General features: G+C 68.9%; 13 protein-coding genes. 5 read left to right on the top strand and 8 right to left on the bottom strand.

Translation table 11 applies throughout. The features are described 5' to 3' along the window. Positions 1–897 precede the first annotated feature (897 nt). The 3 genes from ORI60_RS44695 to metG all read right to left on the bottom strand — a co-directional run bounded on the left by ORI60_RS44695 (position 898) and on the right by metG (position 5,224). Positions 898–2,307, bottom strand: coding sequence for a transglycosylase family protein (locus ORI60_RS44695; RefSeq protein ID WP_323056008.1), 1,410 nt, complete (start codon positions 2,305–2,307; stop codon positions 898–900). Positions 2,308–2,609: 302 nt separating this feature from the next. After that, on the bottom strand, positions 2,610–3,404 hold the full coding sequence (locus ORI60_RS43515) for a TatD family hydrolase (protein ID WP_266043853.1): 795 nt from the start codon (positions 3,402–3,404) through the stop codon (positions 2,610–2,612). A 26-nt stretch (positions 3,405–3,430) separates the two neighbouring features. Then, positions 3,431–5,224 (bottom strand): methionine--tRNA ligase, encoded by a 1,794-nt coding sequence (metG, locus tag ORI60_RS43520; protein WP_266043854.1) that lies wholly within the window; start codon positions 5,222–5,224, stop codon positions 3,431–3,433. Between the two features lie 54 nt (positions 5,225–5,278). Between metG and ORI60_RS43525 the strand changes: the two genes are divergently transcribed. The 3 genes from ORI60_RS43525 to ORI60_RS43535 are packed head-to-tail and all read left to right on the top strand — an operon-like array spanning position 5,279 to position 7,542. Beyond that, positions 5,279–5,833 carry a PadR family transcriptional regulator gene (locus tag ORI60_RS43525; protein WP_266043855.1) on the top strand — a complete coding sequence of 185 codons (555 nt, stop codon included), beginning with the start codon at positions 5,279–5,281 and terminating at the stop codon, positions 5,831–5,833. Between the two features lie 58 nt (positions 5,834–5,891). Next, positions 5,892–6,824, top strand: coding sequence for an ATP-binding cassette domain-containing protein (locus ORI60_RS43530; RefSeq protein ID WP_266043856.1), 933 nt, complete (start codon positions 5,892–5,894; stop codon positions 6,822–6,824). Between the two features lie 7 nt (positions 6,825–6,831). Next, entirely contained in the window at positions 6,832–7,542 is a 711-nt protein-coding gene (locus tag ORI60_RS43535) for an ABC transporter permease (protein WP_266043857.1), read from the top strand. Here the strand turns inward: ORI60_RS43535 and rsmI are convergent. Beyond that, positions 7,534–8,379, bottom strand: coding sequence for a 16S rRNA (cytidine(1402)-2'-O)-methyltransferase (gene rsmI / locus ORI60_RS43540; protein WP_266043858.1), 846 nt, complete (start codon positions 8,377–8,379; stop codon positions 7,534–7,536). The two genes, ORI60_RS43535 and rsmI, sit on opposite strands and share 9 nt — an antisense overlap. Before the next feature lie 24 nt (positions 8,380–8,403). On the opposite strand from rsmI, the gene ORI60_RS43545 reads away from it, so the two are divergent. Beyond that, entirely contained in the window at positions 8,404–9,942 is a 1,539-nt protein-coding gene (locus tag ORI60_RS43545; protein WP_266043859.1) for a dolichyl-phosphate-mannose--protein mannosyltransferase, read from the top strand. Here ORI60_RS43545 and ORI60_RS43550 read toward each other — a convergent pair. Beyond that, positions 9,929–10,588 (bottom strand): hypothetical protein, encoded by a 660-nt coding sequence (locus ORI60_RS43550; protein ID WP_266043860.1) that lies wholly within the window; start codon positions 10,586–10,588, stop codon positions 9,929–9,931. The two genes, ORI60_RS43545 and ORI60_RS43550, sit on opposite strands and share 14 nt — an antisense overlap. Then, a complete protein-coding gene (locus ORI60_RS43555; protein ID WP_266043861.1) occupies positions 10,578–11,099 on the bottom strand; it encodes an RNA polymerase sigma factor in 522 nt (173 codons plus the stop codon). The genes ORI60_RS43550 and ORI60_RS43555 overlap by 11 nt, the downstream gene beginning before the upstream one ends. 64 nt (positions 11,100–11,163) lie before the next feature. Between ORI60_RS43555 and ORI60_RS43560 the strand changes: the two genes are divergently transcribed. After that, the gene (locus ORI60_RS43560) at positions 11,164–11,766 is read left to right on the top strand and encodes a hypothetical protein (RefSeq protein ID WP_266043862.1); all 603 of its coding nucleotides are present in this window, start codon (positions 11,164–11,166) and stop codon (positions 11,764–11,766) included. Positions 11,767–11,909: 143 nt separating this feature from the next. Here the strand turns inward: ORI60_RS43560 and ORI60_RS43565 are convergent, their stop codons facing one another. Together ORI60_RS43565 and ORI60_RS43570 are read right to left on the bottom strand one after the other, a co-directional pair. After that, on the bottom strand, positions 11,910–13,226 hold the full coding sequence (locus ORI60_RS43565; protein WP_266043863.1) for a hypothetical protein: 1,317 nt from the start codon (positions 13,224–13,226) through the stop codon (positions 11,910–11,912). 203 nt (positions 13,227–13,429) lie between these two features. Continuing rightward, positions 13,430–15,394: a serine/threonine-protein kinase gene (locus ORI60_RS43570; RefSeq protein ID WP_266043864.1), complete on the bottom strand. Its 1,965-nt coding sequence runs from the start codon at positions 15,392–15,394 to the stop codon at positions 13,430–13,432. Positions 15,395–15,480 lie beyond the last annotated feature (86 nt).

A 15,480-nucleotide genomic window follows, 5' to 3' on the forward strand; every position in this document is an offset into this window, starting at 1 on the left:
GGCTTGACCTTGAGCCTCTGGCGGGATGCTGAAACGGCCGGAAAAGGCCGGGCTGAAAAGCGCCCGGCCGTGCCCATGAGGGGAGCATCCCGCCCACTCAAGGTCAAGCCCCAATCGCCGTCGGGGTTGCGTCACCACCGCTTGACCAGCAGGCCTAGGTTCACACGCCTCGGCTTCGCCATTGGTGTGGGCGGCAGGGCGGCTCGGCTCCGCCGTTGCCCTTTGCGTGAGGAGGGACGCCTCGGCTCCGCCATTGCCGTAGGCGGCAGGGTGGCTCGGCTTCGCCATCACCCTGCGCGCCGCGTCTCACTCGCCGCTTGTCCGCGCCGCCTTGCTACGCCTCGCCCGCTAACGCTGTGCAGCAGCTCGTCCGGCGCACCACACATGCCGCCGCCACTTGTCCGCCTGCCCTGCACGCCTGATCCGTCATTCACCCGCTGCTGTGCGGCACGTCATCCGACGCGCTGCATCTCCTCCGCCGCCTGTGCCCGTCCAGGCCCGCCACACCTCGCCCGCTACCGCTGTACAGCACGTCACCCCAACGCGCCACGTCTCGCCCCGCCGCTCGCGCCCGTCGCCGCCCTGCACGCCTCGCCCGCTGCCCGCTCTGCCGCGCTCCACCCAACGCGCGGCATCTCCCCCGCCGCCCGTGCCCGTCCAGGCCCTGCACGCCTCGCCCGCTACCGCTGTACAGCACGATGTCCGGCGCCACAGCTCGCCCGCTACTTGTCCCGCCCCGTCTCGGCCATCACGGGCCTCACCCGCTTTGCCTCACCCCTCGTCCAGCCCGCCGGATCGCACCGCTCCCAGGTCTGCGACGGCGATCAGCGGGCCCGGCAATGACAGAGGCCGCCCGTGGCGAACCAGGGCGGCCTCTGTCGGGGGACGGAGAGAGGTTTACGGGAGGCCGAGCTTCGCGCGGCAGCCTGGCCAGGCGCCGTACGTGCCGCCTGCGCGGTCGCGCAGCTTGGTGGCCACTGCGATCTGCTGTTCGCGGGTCGCCTGGTGCGGGAGCGAGGCGTAGGCCTGGCCGCCGTGTGCTGCCCAGGTGCTGGCCGAGAACTGGAGGCCGCCGTAGTAGCCGTTGCCGGTGTTGATGGCCCAGTTGCCGCCTGCTTCGCACTTGGCGAGGCGGTCCCAGACCTCGCCGTCGGGCAGGGGCTTGGTTCCTACGGTGATCTTCTTGGGCTTCGGCTCCTTGGTGATCTTGCCGCCGATCTTCTCGCGGCTGATCTCCTTGCCGTTCTTCACCGTCACGCGGTAGGTGCTGGTCTGCTCGCCCGGGGTGCCGGGGTCGGTGACGGTCTGCTGGCCCGCGGTCATGTTCGGGTCGTTCGTCTTCTCGACCGGCGGGGCGACCGGCTCGTTCACGTTGATGACCGTGACGCCGGTGCGGGAGATGTAGACCTCGGCGCCCGTGGCCAGCTTGACGTCCGTGCCCGAGGCGACGGCGTCTTCCGGGCCGAGGGAGAGGTTCTCGCTCTTGAGCAGCTCGTCGACGGTCAGTGCGGTCGTCTGGACCTCGCGGACCGGGTTCGCGCCGTCGAACAGCTTGATGTTCTTGCGGGTCTTGACCTCTACGGTCATGCCTTCCAGCGGCACGTCGTGCGAGCCGGGGGCGGACATCCAGGCTCCCTCGAGCGGCACGCCGAGCTGCTTGGCGGCCTCCTCGACGGTGACGGAGCGGACCCAGTCCTCGCGGGCCTGGCCGTCGACGCTCATCTTGAGCAGGCGGCCGCGGTCGAGGCTGATCTTGCCGCCGTCGGAGATCGGGGCGTTCAGCGACGGGGACAGGGCGTCGTGCTCACCGACGACGATCCCTTCCTCCGCCAGGACCTCGCCGACCGTGCCCTCGTAGGAGTGGACGGTCTGCATCGCGCCGTCGACCTCGACGGTCAACGACTTGTCCATCGCCATGGCGGTCACGCCGCCACCGGAGATCGACACGAGGACCGCGGCGACGGTGCCCTTGAGGAAGCGGCGCTTCCACGTCGAGGCTGCCTTGACGAGGACCTGCGGGTCGTTGAGCTCCTCTTCCTCCGACGGGAGGACGAGGGGCGGCATGATCGTCGTCTCGGCGTTGATGAGACGGATCAGCTCGTCGACGTCGACGTTGGCCGAGGCGAGCAGGTCGTCGGCGTCCGGGCCGAGCACCTCGAGCACGTCCGCGGGCGTGATGGTCAGCGCACCGGCGGGGAAGCTCGGGTGGGGGTCGGCGACGTCAACGGCCGTGCCGCCGACCGGCGTGAACCAGTCGGTGTCGTCGTTGAAGTCGTACGGAGCAGCAGCTCTGTCGCTACCAGACAAGGGTCGATACCTCCATTGCGGAAGCTGTGAGGCCACCGCACAGTTGGCGTTGACAAGATCATTCGAGTTGGAGCTCGAAGGTTCCCGGCAACTCCTCCTACGTGGTCTCGCTACTTCGCGCTTCTGGCTTCGGACCCGCCCCGACTGCGGGCGTGCTCCGAACCGACAAGGTCGGCTCAGGTGGCACGGTCACGGGACAGTAACGGGGTCGACGACGTTGCGCAAACACCCCCGCCAATGTTGTGACCTCAGTCACCCCATGGAGGTAGGAACCCTTTGCTCCGTTCGCTCTAAGTCGCATTTCAGTGGTCAAGCCCGAACACTCGTTGAGCAGTACGGGTGACGGCGACGCAGAGTTCAGAAAGATCTTCGCCACGCAGCGTGGCGAGATCCCGAACTGTGTAATTCACACAATAGGGTTCATTTGGACGTCCACGATACGGATGGGGCGTCAGGAACGGCGCGTCCGTCTCGACCAGGAGCTGATCTTGCGGGACGAGGGCCGCCGCTTCCCGCAGCGCACGGGCGTTCTTGAACGTCACAGGGCCCGCGAACGACAGCACGTACCCCGCGTCGACGCACCGCCGGGCGAAGTCCGCGTCGCCGGAGAAGCAGTGGAACACCACAGTGGACGGTGCGCCCTCGGCATCGAGGATCTTGAGGATGTCCTCGTGCGCGTCCCTGTCGTGGATCATCAACGGCTTCCCGACGCGCTTGGAAAGGTCGATGTGCCAACGGAAAGCCTCGTGCTGGGCAGCCGGCGGCGAGTAGTCCCAGTAGTAGTCGAGACCGGTCTCGCCGATCGCGACCACGCGGGGCAGCACGGCCAGCCGCTCCAGTTCGGCCTTCTCCTCGTCACCGAACGACGAGGTGCGCGTCGGGTGCACGGCGACCGCGGCGTAGACCCGCGGGTCCCAAGTGGACGCTTTAGCGGCCCACTGCGCCGCCTTCAGGTCGTCCGCGACCGTGATCACGTGCGAGACGCCGGCGGCCTCTGCCCGATCGAGCAGGACCGCCACGTCCGCGGCATCGGACGCCCCGCACGCGTCGAGGTGCGTGTGGGCGTCGATCACCGGTGCCGGAAGGGCTTCCGGCACCGGCGGTCGTTCGCGCTTGTCCGCCACTAGTCGGTGACGATCGGAGCCCACTCGGGCCCGGTCTCGCCCAGCTTCGCGTCGAGCTTGCCGAACAGCGGCGACGGCTTCTGCAGCGGCCGGCCGACCTCGAGCGGCGTGGACTCCCACTTGGCCTGCTCACCGGCGTAGTCGCCCGTCAGCACCGGGTACGAGCGCTCGGGGATGTCGAGGTCGTCGACCTCGGTCAGCTCCGGCTGCGCGGCCCACACGCCCGTACCGCCCAGCGCCTCGTGCACCTTCTGCGCCGAGTGCGGCAGGAACGGCGTCATCAGCGTGTTCGCGTCCTGCACGACCTGCAGCGCGGTGTGCAGCACCGAGTCGCGGCGGTCCAGGTCGTCCTTGAGCTTCCACGGCTCCTGGTCGGACAGGTACTTGTTCGCCAGCGAGATCACGCGCATGGCCTCGCCGGAGGCCTGCTTGAACCGCGAGCGGCGCAGGTGCGCGCCGACCGTCTCGAACGCCGCCTTGGACTGCGCGAGCAGCTCGTGGTCGGCGGGAGTCAGCGCCGTGGCCTTCGGGATCGCGCCGACGTTCTTGTGCGCCATCGAGATCGAGCGGTTGACCAGGTTGCCCCACTCGTTCGCCAGCTCGAAGTTCGTCCGGCGGACGAACTCCTCCCAGGTGAAGTCGGTGTCCTGGTTCTCAGGGCCCGCGACGGAGATGAAGTACCGCAGCGCGTCCGGCCCGAACTCCTTCAGGAAGTCGCCGACGTAGATCACGGTGCCGCGCGAGGTCGAGAACTTCGAGCCGCTCATCGTGAGGTACTCCGACGACACGACCTCGGTCGGCAGGTTCAGCGTGCCGAACCGGCCGGGCTCGCCGCCCTTGTCGCCCGCGCCGTTCTGCCCGAGCAGCAGCGACGGCCAGATGAGCGAGTGGAAGACGATGTTGTCCTTGCCCATGAAGTAGTAGCCCTGGGCGTCACCCGTCCAGAACTCCTTCCAGGCGTCGGGGTCGCCGGTGCGGCGCGCCCACTCGACGGACGCGCTCAGGTACCCGATGACCGCGTCGAACCACACGTAGAACCGCTTCATCGGCTGGTCGCTCCACCCGTCGAGCGGGATCGGCACACCCCAGTCGAGGTCGCGGGTGATGGCGCGCGGCCGCAGGTCCTTGATCAGGTTCTGCGAGAACTTGAGCACGTTCGGACGCCAGTCCGACCGCGTGCCCATCCAGCTGCCCAGCGAGTCGATGAACGCGGAAAGGTCGAGGAACAGGTGCTCGGTCTCGACGAACTTCGGCGTCTCGCCGTTGATCTTCGAGCGCGGGTTGACCAGTTCCGACGGGTCGAGCTGGTTGCCGCAGTTGTCGCACTGGTCGCCGCGCGCGCCCTCGTACCCGCAGATCGGGCAGGTGCCCTCGATGTAGCGGTCTGGCAGCGTGCGGCCGGTCGACGGGCTGATCGCGCCCATCTCCGTCTTGGGGACGACGTAGCCGTTCTTCCACAGCGCGGAGAACAGGTCCTGCACCACCTGGTAGTGGTTGCCGGTGGTGGTGCGGGTGAAGAGGTCGTAGGACAGTCCGAGGCCCTGCAGGTCAGACGCGATCACACGGTTGTACTTGTCGGCGAGCTCACGAGCCGTGAGCCCTTCCTTCTCGGCCTGCACCTGGATGGGTGTGCCGTGCTCGTCCGTGCCGCTGACCATGAGCACCCGGTGTCCGGACATTCGCATGTAGCGGGAGAAGACGTCGGACGGGACACCGAAACCGGAGACGTGACCGATGTGCCTGGGGCCGTTGGCGTAAGGCCAGGCCACCGCGGTCAGTACGGAGGCACTCATGGCAATAGCCTACGGAGGCGGTGCCAGGGGGTTTTCACCGAGTGGGAGGTCTGTTTGTCCGCGACCAGAATGCTGGTGCTCGGCGTGGTGAAGCTCGTCGGCGAGGCGCACGGTTACGTGGTGCGCCGCGAGCTGAAGTCGTGGTCGGCGGACAGCTGGGCGAACGTGCAGCCGGGTTCGATCTACCACGCGCTGAAGTCGCTGGCCAAGGACGGCTTGCTGGAGCCGGTCGGCACCGAGGAGTCGGACGAGGGCCCCGCCCGCACCACCTACCGGATCACCGCGGCCGGCGAGCACGAGCTGCAGGACCTGCTCGGGCACGCGCTGGCCGATCCGGCCGCCGGCAACGACGAGGTCTCCGCGGGCGTGGCGATGCTCAACCTCGTCCCCCGCAGGCAGGCGGTCGTGCTGCTGAAGAACCGGCTGGCGGGCCTCGAGGGGCAGCTCACCCCCACCCGGCACGGCATCGCGGCGATGCCGGAGATGGGCAAGCCTGCGCACGTCAGCGAGCTGTTTCGACTCTGGCTCGTCCATCTCGAAGGCCAGGTGCGCTGGACTCAGGAGCTGATCGAACGCCTAGAGGCCGGTGCGTACGAGCTGAAGGACTAGTCAAATTTGATTAGTTCCCACTAGCCTCTAGTCAAAGTTGACTAGAGGGGATTCAGCCATGATCAAGGCACGCGGCCTCGCGCGCCGATTCACCACCAAGGCCGGTCCGGTGGACGCGGTCAAAGGGGTGGACATCGACGTCGCCGAGGGCGAGCTCGTGGGGTTCCTCGGCCCCAACGGGGCAGGCAAGTCCACGACGTTGCGCATGCTCACCACGCTGCTGCAGCCGACCGCCGGCGAGGCGGAGATCGCCGGGCACGACCTGCTGACCGACCCGGCCGGCGTGCGCCGCAACATCGGCTACGTGGGCCAGAAGAACGGCGCCGGCCAGGACCAGCGGGTCGCCGACGAGCTGGAGTTCCAGGCCCGCTTCTACGGCCTGTCCCGGCTCGAAGCCCGCAGGAAGGTCGCCGACCTGCTCGACCGGTTCGACCTCCAGGGCCTCGAGAAGCGCGGCGTCGTCACGTTGTCGGGCGGCCAGCAGCGCCGGCTCGACATCGCGATGGGCATGCTGCACGACCCGCGGCTGCTGTTCCTGGACGAGCCGTCCACGGCCCTCGACCCGCAGAGCCGCCGCAACCTGTGGGACCACGTCAAGCAGCTCAAGGCCGACGGCGTCACGGTCTTCCTGACCACCCACTACCTCGACGAGGCCGACTACCTCAGCGACCGGCTGCTGGTCATCGACCACGGCTCGATCGTGGGCGAGGGCTCACCGGACGAGCTGAAGCACCGCGTCTCCGGCGACCTGGTCGTGCTCGGCACACCGCAGGCCTCGGTCGTCGCCTCGAAGTTCGAGAACGCCGTCGTCGACGGCGAGCAGGTCAGCTTCCGGATCCCGAACGGCGACCGCGCGTTGCCGGGCCTCCTGCGCGACCTCGACAACATCGGCGTCGAGCTGCACTCGGTGCAGGTGCACCGGCCGACGCTCGACGACGTGTTCCTGACCATGACCGGCCGCTCGCTGCGGGAGGAAGCCAATGCTGCCTAGGAATGTTTTGGGTGACACCTGGCTCGTGTTCTGCCGCGTGATGCTGCCGGTCCTGCGCAACCCCGTGGCCGTGGTGTTCGGGATCGCCCAGCCGTTGCTCTACCTCGGGCTCTTCGGGCCGCTGCTCGGCGACACCGGCTGGCAGTGGTTCGTGCCGGGCCTGCTGGTGCAGATGGCGTTGTTCGGCACCGCGTACGCGGGCTTCTCGCTGCTGCCCGAGGTGCGCACGGGCGTGATGGAACGGCTGCGGGTCACCCCGGTCAGCCGGGTCGCGCTGCTGGTCGGCAGGGTCGGCAAGGACGTGGTGCTGCTGGTCGTGCAGAGCCTGCTGATCATGCTCGCCGCGATGCTGTTCGGCTTCCGGGCCACGGCCGGGCAGATGCTGCTCGGGCTCGGGCTGGTGGCGCTGCTCGGCGTCGCGATCGGCTCGGTGTCGTACGCGATCGCGCTGAAGGTGAAGCTGGAGTACGTCTTCGCGTCCGTGCTGTCGGCGTCCATCGTGCCGTTGATGCTGCTCTCCGGCGTGCTGCTGCCGATGTCGAACGGCCCGCAGTGGCTCTACTGGCTGTCGCGGCTGAACCCGCTGGCGCACGTCGTCGACGCCGAGCGGGCGATCTTCAACCCCGGCGCGGTGCTGTACGGGCTGGTCTCGGTGGCGGCGCTGGTGCTGGTCGGCTTGTTCTACGGCGTCCGCACGTTCAACAAGGAGTCAGCTTGACTTGATCGCCGCGTCGTAGAGCGTCTTCTTGCTGATCCCGGCCGCCTCCGCGACCTCGGCGGCGGCCGACTTCATCCGCTCCCCGTCTGCGACGCGCTGCTTGACCTCGGCGACGAGCGTGTCGAGGTCGGGCTTGTCCTCGACGGGAGCGGGGCCGAGCACCACGGTGATCTCGCCGCGTGCGCCTTCCACGGCCCACTCGGCGAGTTCGGCCAGTGAGCCGCGCACGACCTCTTCGTACTTCTTCGTGAGTTCGCGGCACACGGCGGCACGGCGGTCCGGCCCGAGCACCTCGACGGCGTCCGCGAGCGTGTCCGCGAGCCGGTGGGGAGCCTCGAAGAAGACGACCGTGCGCTGCTCGGTGGCCAAAGGGGCGAACCAGCGCCTGCGCTCACCGGACTTGCGCGGCGGGAAGCCGTCGAACGCGAACCTGTCGCTCGGCAGGCCGGACAGGGCGAGCGCCGTCGTCACCGCGGACGGCCCCGGCAGGCACGTGACCGTGAGGTCCTGTTCGACACACGCGGCGACGAGCCGGTAGCCCGGGTCGGAAACCGAGGGCATTCCGGCGTCCGTCACGAGCAGCACGGTCGCGCCGTCGTGGAGCGATTCGAGAAGTCCCGGAAGGCGCCCGACCTCGTTCTGGTCGTAGAAGCTGATCACCCGCCCGGACGGCTTGACCTGCAACGCTGCCGCGAGGCTGTGCAGCCTCCTGGTGTCCTCGGCGGCGATCACGTCAGCCGTCCCGAGTGCCTCGATCAGGCGCGCGGAGGCGTCGCGGATGTCCCCGAGCGGGGTGGCTGCCAGGACGAGACGGCCTGAACCGGATACAGGACTCACAAGCTTCACCCTACGATCGGCGGCGTGACAGTCCTCGTGCAGCCAGGAGAGGCGCCCGTCGTCGTCGAGGAGCCGCCTACGGATCGTGCGGCGGTACTAGACCCGCCTCCGACCGGAGACCGCATGCGCGGGTGGCTCATGACGGCCGTCGTGACGCTGATCGGTGCCGTCGTGCGCTTCTGGAACGTCGGGTACCCGACGGACAAGGGCACGCCGATCTTCGACGAGAAGCATTACGTGCCGCAGACGGCGCAGGTGCTGCGCAACGGCGGCTACGAGGACAACCCGGGCTACGAGCTCATCGTCCACCCGCCGCTCGCCAAGCAGCTGATGGCGATCGGCCAGGAGCTCTTCGGCTACGACGGCATCGGCTGGCGGTTCGCCTCCGCGCTCGCCGGCGCGATCACGATCCTGCTGATCGTCCGGATCGCCCGCCGCCTGACCCGGTCGGACCTGCTGGGCGCGCTGGCCGGCGTCCTGCTCATCGCGGACGGCGTCTCGCACGTCCAGTCGCGGATGGGCATGCTCGACATCTTCATCGCGCTGTTCGTCGTGGCCGCGTTCGGCTGCCTGGTCGTCGACCGCGAACAGATGCGCGCACGACTCGCCGTGGCCGTGCGCGAGGGCTTCGTCAACAACTCGGCGTTCGGCCCCTGGATCGGCTTCCGCTGGTGGCGCTTCGGTGCGGGCGTGATGCTCGGTGCCGCGTGCGGCATCAAGTGGTCCGGAATCTGGTACATCGCCGCGTTCGGCCTGCTGACGGTCATCTGGAGCGCGCTGGCGCGGCGTGCCGCGGGCGTCGAGGAGCCGTGGCTGGGCGCTCTGGTGAAGGACGTCCTGCCGTCGCTGGGCGGTCTGGTCGTGGTCCCCGTGCTCGTCTACGTCGCGACGTGGTTCCCGTGGATGGCCAGCGAGACCGGCATCGACCGGCACGTGGTCGGCGGCAAGGTCAAGGACATCGCGTACATCCCCGACGTCCTGCAGTCGCTCTGGTACAACGCGAAGAACGTCTACAAGTTCCACGTCGAGCTGGTCACCTCGGAGACCAACCGGCACCCGTGGGAGTCGAAGCCGTGGACGTGGCCGATGGGCCTGCGTCCGATGCTCTACTACTACGACAACTCCGTCACGGGCTGCGGCGCGGCGTCGTGCCTCGGCGCGATCATGCTCATCGGCACGCCCGCGATGTGGTGGCTCGCGTTCCCGGTGATCGGCTGGGCGCTGTACCGCACCATCGGCCGCATGGACTGGCGCTACGCCGGCGTCCTGGTCGGCTACGCCGCGGGCCTGCTTCCGTGGTTCCTCAACCTCGACCGGCAGATGTACTTCTTCTACGTCACGCCGATGGCGCCGTTCCTGGTGCTGCTGATCGTGCTGGCGCTGGGCGAGATCATGGGCCGGCGCACCGCGGGTGCCGAACGCCGTGGCACCGGAATGCTGGTCGTGGCGCTGTACGTGGGCATCGTGGTGGCGAACTTCGTGTGGCTGTGGCCGATCCTGAACGGCAGCCCGATCACACCGGAGATGTGGCAGCAGCAGCTGTGGCTGCCTAGCTGGCGCTGATCTCGAGGGCTTTCTCCTTGGTCAGGTCACCTTCGAGCCTCATGGTGACCTGACCTCGTTGCCAGAGCAGCGTCTGGCCGGTCAACCGCGGCTCCTCGGTGTGCCACTGCCCGTCGCGGTCGATGTAGAAGAACACGTGCGGGTACGGGATCCAGATCTTGCCGTCGACCTGCTCGACGCCCTGCTGGTGGACGAGCTTGCCGACGGTCGAGCTGATCGTGCCGTCGAACTGGTCGAGCCTCAGGCCGCCGTAGCGCAGGCTGACGAACCGTCCTTCGTGGACGGTGACCTGGTCCGGTGTGCCGAGCTCCGCCGGAAGGTGGATCTCGAACGGCATCTGCTCGCGGGCTTCGTCGAGTGAGACGTCCTGGCTCGGCAGCGGAGGGGCGACCGACTGCGGCGCCTCGGTGCGGAACTCGACGCCGGCGAACTCCAGCAGCTGCTGGACGCCCGCCCGCACCGCCGGGGACACCGCGAAGGCGATCGCCGACGCGGTGATCGCGGCCACCAGTGCGGTGAGCCAGCGGTTTCGCCTCCTGGGTGCGTTGATCCTGGTCAGCACCTGGGCCGTGACGTCCGGTGGTTCCGGCACGTGGATCCGCCGGCCCAGATCGCGGAGGGCGGCCTCCGCCTGGTCATCGATCACGGGCCACCTCCTCCAGCATCGGGCGCAGCTTGGCCAGGGCGCGCGACAGCCTCGACTTCACGGTCCCCTTGGCCAGCTCGAGGGTCTGCGCCGTCTCGGCCTCGCTCAGGTCCAGCAGGTACCGGCACGTGACGACCTGGCGGTCGGCCTCGTTCAGGCTCTGGACGGCTTGCAGGAGCTTGGCGCGGGAGTCGTCCACGAGCGTGCCGGGATCGTCGTGGTCGACGGTCTCGGTGATGGCGGCGAGCCTCAGCTCCATCAGGTTGCGCCGCCGTCTGCCGCGGTGCAGGTTCTTCGTCTCGTTGGCGACGATCTTGAGCAGCCACGGCTTGAAGTCGGCGTCGGCCCTGAACGTGTGGAGCTTCCGGTACGCCTTCACGAACGCCTCCTGCACCACGTCACCGGCGTCAGCACCGGCCCCGAGCAGGTACGCCGTCCGGTGCGCGAGCGCGGTGTACCGGGCGACCAGCTCGCCGTAGGCCGCCTGGTCACCTGCGATCGCCCGTGCCACCGCTTCGTCCGTGATGCCCTCTCTACACCGGGAACCCGGCTTCGGTTCCCGGTGTATCCGCGTCATGAGGATTTTGGCCTTCTTATGCGCTTTCCTGCTGATCAGCGCACCTGCTGCACACGCGGGCGGCTGGGCGGTCACGTACGTCGACCCGGTGCCGTCGATCCAGCCCTCCGTGACCCACACGGTCGGCTACTGGGTGCTCCAGCACGGCACCCACCCGTTCTCCGGCGACCTGGGCAGGACCGGACTGCACTTCAAGTCCGGGACCGACTCGCGGATCTTCGCCGGCGTCGCGCTGGGCGAACCCGCGCACTACGCCGTGACGTTCTCCCTGCCCGCCGGCACGTACGAGGTGTTCGGCGTGCAGGGCGTGTTCCCGGAGCACCCGCTGGGCACGCTGACCGTGCCGGGCACGCTGCTGGTGAAACCCGTCGACCCGCAGATGGTGCAGGGAACGGTGGACGGCCCGTCGCCGTGGCAGGAGATCGCACCGCCACTGGCGAAACCGGCGGTCTCCGCCTCACCGGCCCCGGCCGCCGCGGTCGTGCCGGAGGAGCCTTCGGGAAAGCCCTTGCCCGTGTGGGTCGCAGCACTCGTCGTCGCCGGCGCGGCCGGTGTGTTCCTGCTGCTGCGCAAGAGGTTGCGGCCGAACACCCGGAGGTGAGTGGTGAGGCGATCGGCGGAAACCGCCTCACCACTCTTCGCGTGGCATCCCGTGAGATGCCGAGGCCTTCCGGGTGAACCACGGCTTAGGTCGTGCAACGGTCAACCACCGTTACGGACCGGTCCGACGTTCACCCGGATCGCCTAAGCGTCGACCGGAACCTCCTGCGGAACCGGTACCGCGTCTGCGGGAACCTCCTGCTCGGGCACCGCCGCCGACACCAGCTCAGGCCCGTCCTGTGACGACGGTGCCGTCGACACCAACGCCACCGGCACGTCCGCGGGCGGCACGAACGTCGCCTCCGACCTGATCTTCGGCGGTGTGGCGGACCACGGCTTGAGGTTCTGCACGATCTCTTCGTAGAACGACGAGACGGCGTTCAGCACCGAGTCGATGAACGAGTTGCGCCCGGTGCCGCGCTTCGAGCCCATCGGGACGGAGATCTCGACCCTGAACCCGCGGATCTCCTTCTGCGGATCGGCGATCAGCAGCGCGGGATTCGCCCGGACGGCACCCAGCAACTCCGACGCGCCGGCACCTCTGGCGTGTGCGACGAACGCTTCGAGCCGAACCGGGTCAGGCGCGTTCTTCAGCTGGCGGAGCAGCCAGTTGATCCGGGTCGCCGGGCGCCCTTCCCTGGGGCCCTCCACGTCGACACCGCAGATCACCCTGCCGGCCCGCAGGTCGGCGACGACGTGCAGCGTTCCGACGGTGTCGGGAATGCGAATCCCGCCGGAGAGCTTTCCGTCGGCCACCAGCTGCGCGAGCTGACGGGTGAGACGGGCCTGCGGCTCAGCGAGGTCCTTGCGGGACAACGCAGGGGTGACGTCGGTGCCGAGGCGTCTGCCGAGCTGCAGTCCGGCGAACCGGAGCAGGGCCTCGAACCGGAGCACCACGTCGGGTGCGATCTTGTCGGTCGTCCGCAGCGTGCGAGCCTCGATCGCGTCCCGCAGCGGAACCCACGACGGCCCCATGTCCTCGAACGCCATCGCTCCCGACCGCGGATGTTCGAGGTACCTGATCAGCTCACCGAGGACCCACGCCTGGTCGGGGTCGGCCACGCCGCGGTGCTCCTTCTGCATCACGGCTTCGCAGAGCACCTCGCTCCACGACCAGTGGTGCAGCGCGACCTTCTTGAGCTTCTTGCGGTCCACCGGAGTCGGGTGCTGGCCAGGAAACGGCGAGATCTCGTTCGAGATCGTGATGACCGCGTCGAACCCGAACTCCCGCGCGACGTCGAGGTAGTTCTCCAACTGCTGCACCTGCAGCTCGTTGGACCCGGTCTTCACCTCGACCAGCGCGGTCCACGACTTCTGCCCGCGGGTGACCCGGATCAGCCCGTCCGGAATGAGCTTCCGGCCGTCGAGTTCGAACGGGACCTCGATGAAGGTCTGCACAGCGGCGGCGGGCGCCCCCAGCGGCTGGGTCAGCGCCCGGCCGAACTCGCGCACCGCTGACATGACAGCCAGCAATGCCGATGTCGCCCGTCGTTCTTGTTCTTCAGCACCGTTGATGCCCGAAGTCGGAATCAGGCGCGCGGCATGCCAACTCTCTTCAGCGGTCATGGTTCCCTCGCATGGCGGCTTTGCGGTCAGGAAACAACGCTGTCGTCGTTGAACTCTCTACGACCGTTACCCGCCTGCGAGGTGTTCACCCGGATCGCCTACATCGGCATGTGCCTCGTGGGCGGCGGCGTCGGCTTGCTGATCATCTTGGTGACCGGGCCTTCCTTGCTCATGCCCTCCTGGTCGAGGAACTGCGACAGCTGCCCGCGCACCTGGGCCAGCGACGGGCGGCGCCCCGGTTCGGGGTCCATCGCCGCGAGCAGGAGCCTCGCGTGCTTGCTGTTCTGCGGCAGCTTGGTGATCGGTTCGCCCTGGGCCGCGGCCATCAGCGAGGAGATCGGGTTCTCGCGGGAGCCGCGCGGCGGGTGGCCGGTCAGCGCGTAGGAGACCGTGGCGGCCAGCTGCCAGGAGTCCGACGCCGGGGACGCCGTCTCGCCGCGGGCCGTCTCCGGGGCGAGGAAGTCCGGGGTGCCGACCATCATGCCGGTGGCCGTGAGGGTGCTGTCGCCCTTGGAACGGGCGATGCCGAAGTCGATCAGGTGCGCGGTGCCCTGGTTGTCGACGATCACGTTGGACGGCTTCACGTCGCGGTGCAGGACGCCGCGGTCGTGGGCCGCGGCCAGCGCGTCGGCCATGTTCAGCCAGAGGCGGGCGGCGAGCTTGTCGTCGATCAGGCCGTTCTTCAGGACCGTCTCGGACAGCGAGGCGCCCTCGATGTACTCCATGACCAGGGCGAGGCCGTCCGGGTCCTGGACGATGTCGAAGACCCGCACGCAGTTCGGGTGCCGGACCGCGGCCAGGGCGCGGGCCTCGCGGAGCATGCGCGCCTCGGTCTCGTTGTCCGGGGCGTGTGCGAGCTTCACCGCCACCGTGCGGTCGAGCTGCTCGTCGACGGCCAGCCAGACCGTGCCGAAGCCGCCGGAACCGAGCTGGCGGACGCGGCGGAACCGGCCGTTGCCGGGGTTCCAGACCTTGCCCGACTTCTGCACCGGCGCGGGCGACTCCGCGTTGGCCGCGCCCGGACCGAACGGCAGCGGGCCCGGCGTGTCCGCGAGCACCGCCGGGTTCGACGGCTGCGAAGGACCCGGCTGCGGCAGGACCTCGGCGACGCGGGTCGGCGGGTACTGACGCGGCGGCTGGTTCTGCGGCTGCGTCACCGGGCGCATCGGCCGGTTCATGGGCGCCGGCTGGTACTTCGGCACCTGCGCCGGCTGGTACGGCGGCGGGTTCTGCCCCGGGTTGTGCGGCGGCGGCTGGTGCTGCGCGGCCGTGATGGGCTTGGTCGGCGCCTTCTTCTGCGGCTGACCGGCCGGAAGCTGGTTGTTCTTCTGCTGGGGGCGTGCCACCGGCTGCGGTGGTGGCGAGTTCTGCGAGTTCCGGTCCTGGGACCGGTCGCGGCCGGGGCGGTTCAGCATGGCGGTAGTCAACCCGAAAATCCGCACGACGAGTGAGCCGATTATCGCAATCGGCAGAAACCCGAGGAGCACATGGCCCACGAGGGTTACGGGGAATGCCGACGTCGTCACCAGCAGTACCAGGAACATCGGCCAGAACACCCGGCGCGGCCAGTTCGGCCCGAGGCGGAACGCCGAACCTGACTGCAGCATGACGAACAGCAGGCACAGCAGAGCCAGCGCCGCGGTGATGCCCGCGGCGGCCAGGAACAGCGGCTGCTCCGTCGGCCGCTGGATCACGCCGATGATCGACGGCGCCCCGTCGACCAGGTAGCTGCCCTGGGAGAACGTCCCGAAGCAGGTGGACTCGTCGAGGGAGGCCGATCCGGGGATGTCGCGACCGGACAGACCCTGCACCGTGCCGCGCATGACGAGCCACGGCAGCACCAGGCAGCTGGTGACGCCGAGCACGGTGAAGATGGCGCCGGTCACGGGTCCGTAGGAGTTGCCGACCACCCGGCGCACCGCGATGGACAGCAGCGCCCCGATCGTCGGGAACAGCCCGAGCACCGCACCGAGCGCCGTGGTGGTCCACACCCAGTCACCGGGGCAGACACTCGCGCCCACGAAGCCGTGCAGCCACGTGAGCAAGGACTCAGCGAGCCCCACGACTCACACCACCCCTTCCGAGATCACCCCCAGCCTAGGCGGTCTGTCAGCGTACGGTGCGTGATTGGTTTGCGGTTGACGCCACA

Origin of the sequence: Lentzea sp. NEAU-D7, assembly GCF_026242055.1 — a bacterium.
In the GTDB taxonomy this organism is placed as follows: Bacteria; Actinomycetota; Actinomycetes; order Mycobacteriales; family Pseudonocardiaceae; genus Lentzea.

Coding starts and splice junctions, on each gene's coding strand:
- metG (WP_266043854.1), bottom strand. CDS start 5,224: ATGAGTGCCTCCGTACTGACCGCGGTGGCCTGGCCTTACGCCAACGGC.
- ORI60_RS43530 (WP_266043856.1), top strand. CDS start 5,892: ATGATCAAGGCACGCGGCCTCGCGCGCCGATTCACCACCAAGGCCGGT.
- ORI60_RS43560 (WP_266043862.1), top strand. CDS start 11,164: ATGAGGATTTTGGCCTTCTTATGCGCTTTCCTGCTGATCAGCGCACCT.
- ORI60_RS43565 (WP_266043863.1), bottom strand. CDS start 13,226: ATGTCAGCGGTGCGCGAGTTCGGCCGGGCGCTGACCCAGCCGCTGGGG.